Here is a 12,116-nt window from a genome sequence, read left to right on the forward strand (position 1 = left end):
TCCTTTTTTATTGAGTCTGAGGAGTGCGAGCTTGCTGCTCTCATTGGTAATCGTTTATTTATTGCTCACCATCGGCATCGGCCTATGGGCAGCTAAGCGTGTCAAAAACACGGCGGACTTCGCCATCGCCGGGCGTCACCTGCCCCTGTACATGATCATCACCACCACCTTTGCGACCTGGTTCGGTTCAGAGTTGGTGCTGGGTGTGCCGGCCAAGTTCATTGAAGGCGGCCTGCAGGCGTTGGTGGAAGACCCATTTGGCGCAGGAATGTGCCTGATTCTGGTGGGCGCCTTCTTTGCAGCCAAGCTGTACCGTATGAATTTGCTGACCATTAGCGACTACTACCGTGCGCGTTACGGTCGCTTTATTGAGGTGGTCTGCTCCATCATCATCATGATCAGTTACTTGGGTTGGGTTTCGGCTCAGGTCACGGCGCTGGGGCTGGTGTTTAACCTGCTATCGGGCGGCTCCATCAGTATTCCTATGGGTATGACGATTGGTCTGCTCTCTGTGCTGATCTACACGCTGTTCGGAGGTATGTGGTCGATTGCGGTGACCGATTTTGTGCAGATGATTATTTTGGTGGGCGGCTTGTTGACGCTGGCATTTTTTGCCGGTGACATGGCGGGCGGTGCTGGCAAGGTGATTGATCTGGCCACGAGTCGTGACCTTTTCAAGTTCTTCCCCGAGCCTTCGTTTCATGAAATCGTGTTCTTCATCGGTGCCGCTGTGACCATGATGCTTGGCTCGATTCCGCAGCAGGACATCTTCCAGCGTGTGATGTCGGCAGACAGTGAAAAATCGGCTGTGCGCGGCACCATCATTGGCGGTGCTTGCTATGTAATTTTTGCTTTTGTGCCCATGTTTCTCGTGGTCAGTGCCCTCATCATCATGCCGAATGAGGCTAAGGTTTTGTTGGCTGAAGACCCCCAAAAGGTGCTGCCCACCTTGGTGATGGACAAGATGCCTTTTGTGATGCAAGTGCTGTTCTTTGGCGCGTTGCTGTCGGCGATCAAGTCCTGCGCCTCGGCCACTTTGCTGGCTCCTAGTGTGACGTTTACTGAGAACATCTGGCGTCAGTTCCGCCCGTTCACCACAGACAAGAACAACCTTAAAACCATGCGCATCAGCGTGCTGGTGTTTTCTGCCTGTGTGCTGGCCTACTCCATCGCGATGCAAGGCACGCCCATCTATGAGCTAGTGGCTAGCGCCTATCAGGTGCCGTTGGTGGGGGCTTTTGTGCCGCTGGTGTTTGGTATGTTCTGGAAGCGCGCTACAACGCAAGGCGCTATTGGCGCAGTGACCCTGGGCATTGGCGTTTGGCTGATTTTTATGGTGACGCCTGCGCTGCATGAAGCTTTCCCTCAGCAGTTGGCGGGGCTCTTGGCTGCCGTGGTGGGGATGCTGGCTGGGTCTTTGTTGCCCCAGTGGATTAGCAACCATCAGCGTGAAATTGAGAGCTTTACCCAAGCCAAGGCTTGAGAGTGCAATCAAGCGCTGCCGGGTCTTGCCTGTGCAGTGCAGCAAAACGAGGGCCGACGCCTATAATTGAGGGTTTTTGCACTTCCCTCTTTTTAAGCGCTATGCCTATCTATGCATACAAGTGTGGCTCTTGTGGCCATGCCAAGGATGTTCTGCAGAAAATCTCGGATGCGCCGCTGAGCGCATGCTCAGCTTGCGGGGCCGAGGCCTTTTCTAAGCAGCTCACCGCACCCGGCTTTCAGCTCAAGGGTTCTGGCTGGTATGCCACGGACTTCAAGAATAGCGGCAGCAAGCCGGCTGCAAGCACGTCTTCCGCCAGTGATAACGCTGCTGCACCTGCTGCTGCAGAATCCGCATCTGCTCCTGCAGCGGCTGCGGTCACGGCCACTTCCAACTCCTAAGGCTCTTTGAGACTATGTTTGCACTGCGCAAGTGGCTGATTGCTGGTTTGTTGGTCATCGTCCCGTTGGTGATCACGCTGGGTGTGCTCAATTGGATCATTGGTACGTTAGACCAGACCTTGGCGATTCTTCCCGAGGCATGGCAGCCCGACAAACTGCTCGGCGTGCACATTCCCGGCTTTGGCGTCATTTTGACTTTGCTGATTTTGCTGCTGGTTGGCGGTATCACTAGCAACTTCATCGGCCGCAAGCTGATGGGTTGGGGCGATGCCTTGGTGCGCCGCATTCCTGTGGTGCGCTCCATCTACTCCAGCGTCAAGCAGGTCTCTGACACCGTTTTTTCAGACAGCGGCAATGCCTTTCGCACAGCCGTCATGGTGCAGTGGCCGCGTGAAGGTGTCTGGACTGTGGCCTTTGTCACAGGCCAGCCCAACGGTGAAGTCGCTGCCTTGCTGCGCGACGAGTATGTCAGCGTGTTCGTGCCCACCACACCTAACCCCACAGGCGGTTACTTTGTGATGGTGCGCAGAAGCGAATGCGTTGAGCTGGAAATGAGTGTGGATGCTGCACTCAAATATATTGTTTCGATGGGTGTGGTGACTCCGCCGGATCTCACTGCCATCGAAGAACCCAAACAAACAACCTTGTCGCACCCCTAAGGGTGCAGGAAGATTTTCATGGCAATGCGTACTCAATACTGCGGTCTGGTGACCGAAGCCCAAATGGGCGAAACCGTGACCCTGTGCGGCTGGGTGAATCGCCGCCGTGACCACGGTGGTGTGATCTTTATCGACCTGCGTGACCGCGAAGGCTATGTGCAGGTGGTCTGCGATCCTGACCGCGCTGAGACATTCAAGGTGGCCGAAGACGTGCGCAACGAGTTCTGCGTGCAGGTCAAGGGCATCGTGCGCGCACGCCCCGCAGGCACCACCAACGACAAGATGAAGAGCGGCCAGATCGAAGTGCTGTGCCATGAATTGGTCGTGCTCAACGCATCGGTGACGCCTCCCTTCCAGCTCGACGACGAGAACCTGTCGGAAACCGTGCGCCTGACAAACCGCGTGATGGACCTGCGCCGCCCCGTGATGCAGCGCAACATGATGCTGCGTTACAAGACCTCCATCCAAGTGCGTAATTTCTTGGACAAGCTGGGCTTTATCGACATCGAAACGCCCATGCTGGGCAAGTCCACACCTGAAGGCGCACGCGACTATCTCGTGCCCTCGCGCGTGCATGACGGTGAATTCTTCGCTCTGCCCCAGTCGCCCCAGCTGTACAAGCAAATGCTGATGGTGGCCGGCTACGACCGCTATTACCAAATCACCAAGTGCTTCCGCGACGAAGACTTGCGCGCTGACCGCCAGCCAGAATTCACGCAGATCGACTGCGAAACTTCGTTCCTGAACGAAGAAGAAATCCGCGCCATCTTCCAGCAAATGATCACAGAAGTGTTCAAGCAGCAGCTGAGCGTGGATCTGGGTGAATTCGCCATGATGACTTACCAAGATGCGGCGCACCGCTTCGGTTCGGACAAGCCTGACTTGCGCGTCAAGCTCGAGTTCACCGAGCTGACCGATTGCATGGGCGATGTGGACTTCAAGGTCTTCTCCACCCCCGCTACCACCAAGGGTGGCCGCGTGGTTGCCCTGCGCGTGCCCGGCGGCGCAGCTATCTCGCGTGGCGAAATCGACGGCTACACCGAGTTCGTCAAGATCTACGGCGCCAAGGGTCTGGCCTGGATCAAGGTCAACGAAGTGGCCAAGGGCCGCGAAGGTCTGCAGTCGCCTATCGTCAAGAACCTGCACGATGAAGCGATTGCCGAAATCCTGAAGCGTACCGGCGCGCAAGACGGCGACTTGTTGTTCTTCGGTGCTGACAAGGAAAAGATCGTCAACGACTCCATCGGCGCTCTGCGTTTGAAGGTTGGTCACAGTGAGTTTGGCAAGAAGAATGGCCTGTTTGAGAACAAGTGGGCACCGCTGTGGGTGGTGGACTTCCCCATGTTCGAGCATGACGAAGAAAACAACCGCTGGGCGGCTGTGCACCACCCCTTCACATCGCCAAAGGATGGCCATGAAGAGTTGATGGTGACCGACCCCGGTAAGTGCATCGCCAAGGCCTACGATATGGTCTTGAACGGCTGGGAGCTGGGTGGTGGCTCTGTGCGTATCCACCGTGCAGACGTGCAGGCCAAGGTGTTTGCCGCCCTGAACATCACCCCAGAAGACCAGCGCGCCAAGTTCGGCTACTTGCTGGATGCGCTGCAGTACGGTGCGCCTCCTCACGGTGGTCTGGCCTTTGGTCTGGACCGTCTGATCACGCTGATGACCGGCTCCGAGTCCATCCGTGACGTGATTGCCTTCCCCAAGACCCAGCGCGCTCAAGACTTGCTGACGCAGGCTCCTTCGCCCGTGGACGAGAAGCAACTGCGCGAGCTGCACATCAAGCTGCGCAACACCGTGGTGACTACCACCGAGGCCTAATCTCTAAGCCTTTTACAGACTGCGCTTGCCGCAGCCTGTACAAAGCGTCAGTTTGCATAAAGCGTGAGCTTGCGTGCAACTGGCGCTTTTTTATTGCTCTTTATTTGAGAGCGACTAGTCCTCATCAATAAAGAGGTTTAGCTTGATTAATGAGTCATTTCGACGTGGAGTTGAGACTGTTAGCTATGAATCTTGATAGTGCTCAATGTTGACGCCAACTCTGACTGCATCTCTTGCCAGCGCGCTAATATGGGCTGATGGACGTCAAGCCTTATAAGATTCCGCAGTCTGCGCTGGTGGTGATCTACCGTGAAGATGGGCAGGTTCTGTTGCTGCGCCGCACCATTGCCGCGCCGGATGGGGAGCCGTTTTGGCAATCAGTCACCGGTAGCAAAGACAGCGAGGGGGAAGACTGGCGTGAAACCGCAGCCCGCGAGGTGCTAGAAGAAACGGGTATCGATGTCGATGCGCCCGGCTGCGAGCTGATCGACTGGGCGCTGGAGAACATCTACGCGATCTACCCCCAATGGCAGCACCGCTATGCTCCAGGTGTGTGGCATAACCAAGAGCGCGTGTTTGGGCTTCGTGTCCCGTCCTACACGGCTGTGCACTTGAATCCGAGAGAGCACACCGCACATGCTTGGCATGATTGGCGGGGCGCCGCCCAGCGCTGCTTTTCCTCATCCAATGCCGAAGCTATTTTGCTGCTGCCACGCTTTGAGCCTGCGCTGGCGGCCAGCCTGCACAAGCAGCAGCCTTGAGAATATTTGTACCTATGTCTGAAATTGAGTTGCCCCAGCCCGCTGAGCCGCAAATTTTGCGTGTGGCGACCTACAACATTCACAAAGGCGTGCAGGGCTTAGGTCCTGCGCGGCGGCTGGAGATTCATAACCTGGGCCTTGCGGTGGAGCAGCTCGATGCCGACATCGTCTGCTTGCAAGAAGTGCGCAAGATGAACCGCAAGGAAGAGCAGTACTTCAAGCACTGGCCCAATGTGCCGCAGGCTGAATATTTGGCACCTGACGGTTATGAGTCGGTGTATCAAACCAATGCCTATACCAAGGATGGAGAGCACGGCAATGCACTGCTCAGCCGCTGGCCGGTAATTGGCTACCAGCACGAGGACATCTCAGACCACCGCTTTGAGCAGCGCGGCCTGCTGCATGTGGAGCTAGACATTCACGGCAAGCGCGTGCATTCCATCGTCGTGCATCTGGGTTTGATTCCCGGCAGCCGCATCCGCCAAATTGAGTTGCTGCAGCGCTTTATTGAGCGAGAGGTACCGCCCAATGCACCGCTGGTCGTGGCCGGTGATTTCAATGACTGGGGTAACCAGATTAAGCGCATGCTTGCAGGCTTTAGCTTGTTTGAGTTTGATGAAACCAAAGGCATCTCCACCTACCCATCGCGGCTGCCGATTGCGCAGCTCGACCATATCTATGTACGTGGGCTGACCCCGCTGGGCCTGCAAGTGCCCAAGGGGAGAATTTGGTGGCGGATGTCCGATCATTTGCCACTGATTGCTGAATTCAGGCTCTGATGCTACTGAAACCATAGCTTCTAGTGCTCTATAAACCTAGGTCTCAATAGCAAATCCTTTGCGGCTTTGGGACGTTGATTCACTGTTACCATTCTTCCATGTTCAGAGAACTCGCCGACATGAATAAAGACCAACAGACCGATGAGGGTACGCCCGTTTCGGTCAAGATCCGCGAGCGCCTGCAGGCGGCGAACAAGCGTTTTCACGCCAACGACAACATCGCCGAGTTTATTGAGCCCGGTGAGCTGGAGCGGATGCTGGATGAAGTCGAGGAGAAGATGCAGACCGTGCTCGACTCCATGGTCATCGACACCACCAACGATCACAACACTCGCGCCACAGCCCGCCGCGTGGCCAAGATGTATTTGAACGAGGTGTTCCGCGGCCGCTATGTGACGCAGCCCGCGATTACCGAGTTTCCCAACGCTGAGCACTTGAACGAGCTGATGATCGTCGGCCCCATCACCGTGCGAAGCGCTTGCAGCCATCATCTGTGCCCCGTGATTGGCAAGATCTGGATTGGCGTGCTGCCCAACAAGAACACCAATGTGATTGGCCTGTCCAAGTACGCCCGTTTGGTGGACTGGATCATGGGTCGCCCGCAAATTCAGGAAGAAGCCATTATTCAGTTGGCCGACCTGATTGTGGATAAGACCCGTCCCGATGGTCTGGCTGTGGTGATGGAAGCCTCGCACTTTTGCATGTCCTGGCGCGGTGTGCGCGAGATGGACTCCAAGATGCTCAACTCCGTCATGCGTGGAGCCTTCCTCACCAACCCTGAACTGCGCCGTGAATTTTTAGCGCTGATGCATCGCAAATAAGCGTGCGTTAATTCATCGCATTGGAAAGGCTGCGCATTGCGTGGCCTTTTGCATTTTTGGCGCTTCCCACGCTTTTGGCGTTTTGGTTTTTCATGACTCTGCAAGCCTTCGCTTTAATTATCTTGGCCGGTGTAATTCACGCGGGCTGGAACATCGTTGCCAAGAAGGCGGGCGGCGATGCCCGCTTCTCTCTCTACACCGCTGTGTTTAATGCCCTTATCTGGGCGCCGCTAGGGTGGTGGCTGGGCAAGGACGTGGTTCCCGGCTGGGGCTGGGTAGAGTGGGCCTTCGTCACCGCGAGCGCCGTGCTGCATGTGGCTTACTTTGTGATTTTGCTGCGTGGTTACCGCGTGGCAGATTTGACGGTGGTCTACCCGCTGGCCCGGGGCAGTGGGCCGCTGATGTCATCACTGGTAGCCGTGCTGTTTCTGGGTGAAAGCATTTCCTCGTTGGGCGCTGCGGGCATTGCCGGGGTGGTGGTGGGGGTGTTTTTGATTGCAGGCGGCCCGCGCATGATTGCAGCCATTCGCGAAGGGCAAGATGCCGAGGCGCGCCAGCGCGTGTTAGCTGGCTTGTACTACGGCCTGCTGACGGGAATGTTCATCGCCAGCTATACGGTGGTAGATAGCTACGCCGTGAAGGTGCTGCTGATGTCGCCGATTTTGGTGGACTATGTGGGTAATCTGATTCGACTGGTAATTTTGGTGCCGTTGGCCTTCAAGGACTGGCCCGAAACCAAACGCCTGTGGCGTGTGCAGTGGCGCTATGCGGCTGTCGTGGCGTTCTTTAGCCCCATTGCTTATGTGCTGGTGCTGTATGCCGTGCAAAGCGCCCCCATTTCACACGTTGCGCCAGCGCGTGAAGTGTCTATGCTGTTTGCGGCGTTAATTGGTGGCAAGCTGCTGGGTGAGGGCGATCGTGGCCTTCGCATTGCCGGTGCCGTGATGATTGCGCTGGGTGTTACTGCTTTGGGTCTAGGTTAAATGGCCCCCTGAGCCGCTTCGCGTCTTCCCTCAAAAGAGGAAGCATTTGCTGCGGCATCACTTGCTATCTGTCTGCTGGGGTATCTGGTTAATTAAGAATAAAAGGATCTGTATGCCGACTTGGGACGTTCTGATTGCATTCTTTGGTGTATCTGTGTTGCTGGGCTTGAGCCCCGGCCCCGACAACCTTTTCGTCCTCGTTCAATCCGCACAGCGCGGCTGGCGCGTGGGCCTGTGTGTGGTTCTTGGCTTGTGCCTTGGCGTGGTGGGTCACACAGCAGCGGTGGCGCTGGGTCTGGCGGCCATCGTGGCGGCATCGCCCATGCTGTTTACCGCACTCAAGGTTTGCGGCGCAGCCTATTTGCTCTACATGGCGTGGGGTGCATGGCGCGCGCCGGTAGAAGTGAGCGAGACCGCTCAAGCCCATGCGCAGCGCGATGTATTGACGCTGCGATCGGCCATGGGCTGGGTGGGCCGTGGTGTGGTGATGAACCTGACCAATCCCAAGGTGTTGATCTTCTTTTTGGCCTTTTTGCCCCAGTTTGCCGACCCCGCGCGCGGCAGTGTGCCTGTGCAAATCATGGTGCTGGGTTGCGTTTTTATGATCTCGGCTTCGCTGGTGTTTGGCTCTATCGCTTGCTTTTCGGGGCTGTTTGGGCAATTGCTGCAGCGATCTGCCCGCGCCCAGCGCTGGCTGAACCGAATCGCCGCCACCGTGTTTGGTGCGCTAGCCCTGCGCCTAGTCATGGTGCAACGCTAAAAACTGGCGCGGCCCAATCAAGGGACACCGAGGAAGCGCCGCCGCGTACCGAGGGTGTCGTCCCCCTCCCGCGAAGCGAGAGAGGGGGAAGCGGCAAAGCCGCTCAGGGGGAGCTTCAAGTCATCCCCAGGAAAGCGCTGAAAGATCGTTCACAAACACCGGCATGTCTTTCCACAGCCCCCGAAGGTTTTTGTTGGCCACACTCACCCATTGCGGGGTGTAGATAAAGCCATGCACTGCATCCTTGGCTAGCAGTCGCTGGGCATCGCCCAGAAGGCGGGCGCGGTCGGCAGGGCGGGGCGTGTGCTTGATCTTGTCAAACAGCGTATTGAACTCTTGCGACTGGTAGCCCCAGTAGTAGTCTGGCTTGGCAAAGTTACCCAGATCAAACGGCTCCACATGCGAAATGATGGAGAGGTCGTAGTTCTTGTTGGTGTAGGTGCCAGACAGCCACTGCGCCCATTCCACGTTTTGCAGCTTGACCTTGATGCCAATTTTGGCCAATTGGGCCGCAATCAGCTCGCCGCCTTGGCGTGAGTAGGGTGTTGGCGGCAGCGTCATGGTCAGCGTCAGCGGGGTCTTGATGCCCGCTTCCGCCATCAGCGCCTTGGCCTTATCCAAGTCGAAAGGGTTGACGCCCGTGGTGTCTACAAAGCCAAAGGCCGTGGGCACGTAATAGCTGCCAATGGGCACGCCATAGCCATCGGCCGCACCGGCGATGACGGCTTTGCGGTCAATGGCCGCAGAAATGGCACGGCGCACGCGAACATCGTTCAAGGGCTTGCGTGCGTTGTTGATCGCCAAAATGGTCTTGGCGCGTGAGTTGCTCACCACCACCTGAAAGCGCGGGTTGGCTTGGAACTGGGGGACGCTGCGCGGCGTAACGCGGGGGAATACATCTACATCACCCGCCAGCAAAGATGCGACCTGCGCAGCAGGGTCTGGAATAAAGCGGAACACGGCGCGTTTGATACGAATACTTTGCGCGCTGCGGTAGCCCGGCCATGCGCTCAGTGTGACGGATGCACCCTTGCTCCATGCCGTCAGCTTGTATGGGCCAGTACCTACGGGCTTGGTGGCATTGCTGGCAGCGCTCTTGGGCTCAACGATGACGGATGTACCCTGACCCATGATGAATAAAAAGTCAGGGTCAATGTCTTTGTTGGTGATGACGACGGTGTGCGCATCCTCCACCTTGGTGCTGAGGTTGGCGAAGCTGCGTTTGTCTTTGTTGGTGCTTTTGTCAGCAGCGGCGCGGTCAAAAGAGAACTTTACGGCTTGGGCGTTGAAAGGCTCACCGTTTTGAAACTTCACATCTTTACGCAGGCGAAAGGTGTAGGTCTTCAGATCAGAAGACACATCCCAGCTTTCAGCCAGCAGGGGTGAGACGCTGCCGTCGGAGTTGATCTTGGTGAGCGTCTCAAACACGTTGTAGAGCACGACTTCGGCAATCGATGAAGCGGCACCGGCTGTGGGGTCGAGTCCCGGCGGCTCCAGCGTCATGGCCAGCGTGAGGCTGTCTTTTTTGTTCTGGGCCAAAGCCGGCCAGGCGCTCAACAAAGGCAAGCTGGCAACTGAGCTGGCCAGCAAGATGCGGCGATTGAACATCTACAAAATCTCCGAATGGGGCAAGTCGCGAGGGGCCTGCAAAAACGCTACAAGTCATGGTGTGATGAAGCACAGTGCAGACTTGTTTCAAGTACGTTTTTACACTATGCAAGCAGTTCGCTAAGCCATCGAACTGTAGATAACTGTAGATAACTGTTGCAAGTACGGGCAACAATTGCTTTGCTGCGTTAAATCACGCGTGGCGCAGCCTTGACCAGTGCTTGCGTGTACGGGTGCTCGGGTGCAGAAAACAGTTTTTGCGGCGTGCCGCGCTCCACAATCTCGCCTTGATAAAGCACGATGACCTGATCGCAGACATGCTGCACCACGGCCAAGTCGTGGCTGATGAAGAGGTAGGACAGGCCTAGCTCGCGCTGCAAATCCTGCATGAGGTTGAGCACCTGCGCTTGCACTGATACATCCAGCGCGCTGACCGGTTCATCGGCCACGATGAGTTGGGGCCGGGTAATCAGCGCACGGGCAATGGCAATGCGCTGGCGCTGGCCACCCGAAAATTCATGCGGGTATTTGTCGGCATCTTGGGCGCGCAGGCCTACTTGCTCGAGCACGGCCAGCACCTGCTGGCGCTGTGCGCTGGGGCTGGGTTTGTCAGTCAGCGTGGTCAGTGGCTCGCTGATGATGCGCTGCACCGTCATGCGCGGGTCCAGCGATCCGTAGGGGTCTTGAAACACCATCTGAAAATCACGCCTTGCAGCGCGCAAGGCTTTTTCAGAAAGTTGGTGCAGGTTGCGGCCCAGCAGCTCGACCGAGCCTTCAGTGGGCGTATCGAGCGCCATGACAAGACGCGCGAGGGTGGACTTGCCAGAGCCCGATTCGCCCACCACACCTAAGCTTTGCCCAGCGTGCAATTCAAAGCTCACACCGCGCAGGGCCTGCAAAGGTTCTGCGGCTCGCCACAAGGATGTGCGGGGGCGTGAATACGAGTGTTTTAAGTCGATAATCCTTAATAGTATTGGACTTGTAGCTTCTGTTTTGATAGCGATGTGACTCATACCTGTACCCCTGCAGACAACGCTTGCTCATGCAGGCAGCGCACCAGATGGGGCTGGCGCCAAGAAGCGAGTGATGCCGGTGCAACGATGGGCTGGTGCAGCGTGCGCGGCTGGGGGTGCTCTACAAAACAGTTGCTCTGGGTGTAGCTGCAGCGGCCTGCAAACGGACAGCCTGCTGGCAGATCCACCAGTTCTGGCACCGCGCCGGCAATGGTGGATAAGTGTTCTTTGTGGCTTGTGGCCTGAAGCTGGGGGCGTGCCGCAAACAGGCCGCGTGTGTAAGGGTGGGCGCGCTGGGCAAAGACGGTTTCTGTCATTCCCGACTCCGCCACCGTGCCGCCGTACATGACCAGCAACTGCTCCGCATTTTGGGCAATCACGCCCAAGTCGTGGCTGATGAGGACTAGGGCCATGGAATGCTCGGCCACCAGCTCTTGGAGCAAATCCAGAATGCGCTGCTGCACCGTCACATCCAGCGCTGTAGTGGGCTCATCGGCCACCAATAAGTCAGGGCCGCAGGCCAGCGCCATGGCAATCATGATGCGCTGGCGCTGCCCGCCAGAGAACTGGTGCGGGTACTCATCGAGCCGCTGGGCAGCTTGTGCAATGCCTACGCGTTCTAGCAATTCGGTAGCGCGGGCGCGCGCTTGTGCGCGGCTGAGGCCTTGGTGAATGCGCAGCGGCTCTGCCACTTGGCGGCCAATGCTGTGCACGGGGTTCAGGGCGCTCATGGGTTCTTGAAACACCATGGCCATGCGGTTGCCGCGCAGCACGCTTAACTGGCGCTCGTTCAGGCCCAGCAATTCTTTGCCGCCCAGTTGAATGCTGCCCTCGACCTGTGCATGGTCAGGCAGCAGGCCCATCAGGGCCAGCGCGGTGAGCGATTTTCCGCAGCCCGATTCGCCAATCAGGCCTAGCGTGGCGCCGCGCTCCAGCGTAAAGCTCACATCGCGCACGGCCTGAGCGCGCCCGCGATGGGTTTGCAGGGTGATGCAGAGGTTGGAGACTTCAAGCAAAGCCATGA

General features: G+C 57.3%; 12 protein-coding genes. 9 read left to right on the top strand and 3 right to left on the bottom strand.

Going from position 1 to position 12,116, the window contains the following annotated elements; all coding sequences use genetic code 11:
• Positions 1–31 precede the first annotated feature (31 nt).
• From KUF54_RS01275 to KUF54_RS01315, 9 genes are all read left to right on the top strand, one after another.
• Positions 32–1,483 (top strand): sodium:solute symporter family protein, encoded by a 1,452-nt coding sequence (locus tag KUF54_RS01275; protein WP_219344530.1) that lies wholly within the window; start codon positions 32–34, stop codon positions 1,481–1,483.
• 101 nt (positions 1,484–1,584) lie between these two features.
• Positions 1,585–1,884 (top strand): FmdB family zinc ribbon protein, encoded by a 300-nt coding sequence (locus KUF54_RS01280; RefSeq protein WP_219344532.1) that lies wholly within the window; start codon positions 1,585–1,587, stop codon positions 1,882–1,884.
• A gap of 14 nt (positions 1,885–1,898) precedes the next feature.
• Positions 1,899–2,543 carry a DUF502 domain-containing protein gene (locus KUF54_RS01285; RefSeq protein WP_219344534.1) on the top strand — a complete coding sequence of 215 codons (645 nt, stop codon included), beginning with the start codon at positions 1,899–1,901 and terminating at the stop codon, positions 2,541–2,543.
• Between the two features lie 18 nt (positions 2,544–2,561).
• The gene (aspS, locus tag KUF54_RS01290) at positions 2,562–4,367 is read left to right on the top strand and encodes an aspartate--tRNA ligase (RefSeq protein WP_219344536.1); all 1,806 of its coding nucleotides are present in this window, start codon (positions 2,562–2,564) and stop codon (positions 4,365–4,367) included.
• Positions 4,368–4,624: 257 nt separating this feature from the next.
• A complete protein-coding gene (gene nudB, locus KUF54_RS01295; RefSeq protein ID WP_219344538.1) occupies positions 4,625–5,128 on the top strand; it encodes a dihydroneopterin triphosphate diphosphatase in 504 nt (167 codons plus the stop codon).
• A gap of 14 nt (positions 5,129–5,142) precedes the next feature.
• Entirely contained in the window at positions 5,143–5,907 is a 765-nt protein-coding gene (locus tag KUF54_RS01300; RefSeq protein ID WP_219344540.1) for an endonuclease/exonuclease/phosphatase family protein, read from the top strand.
• Positions 5,908–6,005: 98 nt separating this feature from the next.
• On the top strand, positions 6,006–6,728 hold the full coding sequence (gene folE / locus KUF54_RS01305; protein WP_219344542.1) for a GTP cyclohydrolase I: 723 nt from the start codon (positions 6,006–6,008) through the stop codon (positions 6,726–6,728).
• A gap of 92 nt (positions 6,729–6,820) precedes the next feature.
• Entirely contained in the window at positions 6,821–7,711 is an 891-nt protein-coding gene (locus KUF54_RS01310) for an EamA family transporter (RefSeq protein ID WP_219344544.1), read from the top strand.
• Positions 7,712–7,823: 112 nt separating this feature from the next.
• A complete protein-coding gene (locus KUF54_RS01315) occupies positions 7,824–8,471 on the top strand; it encodes a LysE family translocator (protein WP_219344546.1) in 648 nt (215 codons plus the stop codon).
• 120 nt (positions 8,472–8,591) lie between these two features.
• On the opposite strand, the gene KUF54_RS01320 is transcribed toward KUF54_RS01315, so the two are convergent.
• The 3 genes from KUF54_RS01320 to KUF54_RS01330 all read right to left on the bottom strand — a co-directional run bounded on the left by KUF54_RS01320 (position 8,592) and on the right by KUF54_RS01330 (position 12,114).
• A complete protein-coding gene (locus tag KUF54_RS01320) occupies positions 8,592–10,079 on the bottom strand; it encodes an ABC transporter substrate-binding protein (protein ID WP_219344548.1) in 1,488 nt (495 codons plus the stop codon).
• Between the two features lie 188 nt (positions 10,080–10,267).
• Entirely contained in the window at positions 10,268–11,092 is an 825-nt protein-coding gene (locus tag KUF54_RS01325; protein WP_219344550.1) for an ATP-binding cassette domain-containing protein, read from the bottom strand.
• Positions 11,089–12,114 carry an ABC transporter ATP-binding protein gene (locus KUF54_RS01330; protein ID WP_219344552.1) on the bottom strand — a complete coding sequence of 342 codons (1,026 nt, stop codon included), beginning with the start codon at positions 12,112–12,114 and terminating at the stop codon, positions 11,089–11,091. Before KUF54_RS01330 ends, KUF54_RS01325 begins: the two co-directional genes overlap by 4 nt.
• Between the last annotated feature and the right edge of the window lie 2 nt (positions 12,115–12,116).

The organism is Comamonas sp. Y33R10-2 (assembly GCF_019355935.1).
GTDB lineage: Bacteria > Pseudomonadota > Gammaproteobacteria > Burkholderiales > Burkholderiaceae_C > Comamonas.

Bases quoted from the DNA above. Each gene is read 5' to 3' on its own strand.
- KUF54_RS01280 (WP_219344532.1), top strand. From the start codon at position 1,585: ATGCCTATCTATGCATACAAGTGTGGCTCTTGTGGCCATGCCAAGGAT.
- KUF54_RS01285 (WP_219344534.1), top strand. From the start codon at position 1,899: ATGTTTGCACTGCGCAAGTGGCTGATTGCTGGTTTGTTGGTCATCGTC.
- aspS (WP_219344536.1), top strand. From the start codon at position 2,562: ATGGCAATGCGTACTCAATACTGCGGTCTGGTGACCGAAGCCCAAATG.
- nudB (WP_219344538.1), top strand. From the start codon at position 4,625: ATGGACGTCAAGCCTTATAAGATTCCGCAGTCTGCGCTGGTGGTGATC.
- KUF54_RS01300 (WP_219344540.1), top strand. From the start codon at position 5,143: ATGTCTGAAATTGAGTTGCCCCAGCCCGCTGAGCCGCAAATTTTGCGT.
- folE (WP_219344542.1), top strand. From the start codon at position 6,006: ATGTTCAGAGAACTCGCCGACATGAATAAAGACCAACAGACCGATGAG.
- KUF54_RS01310 (WP_219344544.1), top strand. From the start codon at position 6,821: ATGACTCTGCAAGCCTTCGCTTTAATTATCTTGGCCGGTGTAATTCAC.
- KUF54_RS01315 (WP_219344546.1), top strand. From the start codon at position 7,824: ATGCCGACTTGGGACGTTCTGATTGCATTCTTTGGTGTATCTGTGTTG.
- KUF54_RS01320 (WP_219344548.1), bottom strand. From the start codon at position 10,079: ATGTTCAATCGCCGCATCTTGCTGGCCAGCTCAGTTGCCAGCTTGCCT.
- KUF54_RS01325 (WP_219344550.1), bottom strand. From the start codon at position 11,092: ATGAGTCACATCGCTATCAAAACAGAAGCTACAAGTCCAATACTATTA.
- KUF54_RS01330 (WP_219344552.1), bottom strand. From the start codon at position 12,114: ATGGCTTTGCTTGAAGTCTCCAACCTCTGCATCACCCTGCAAACCCAT.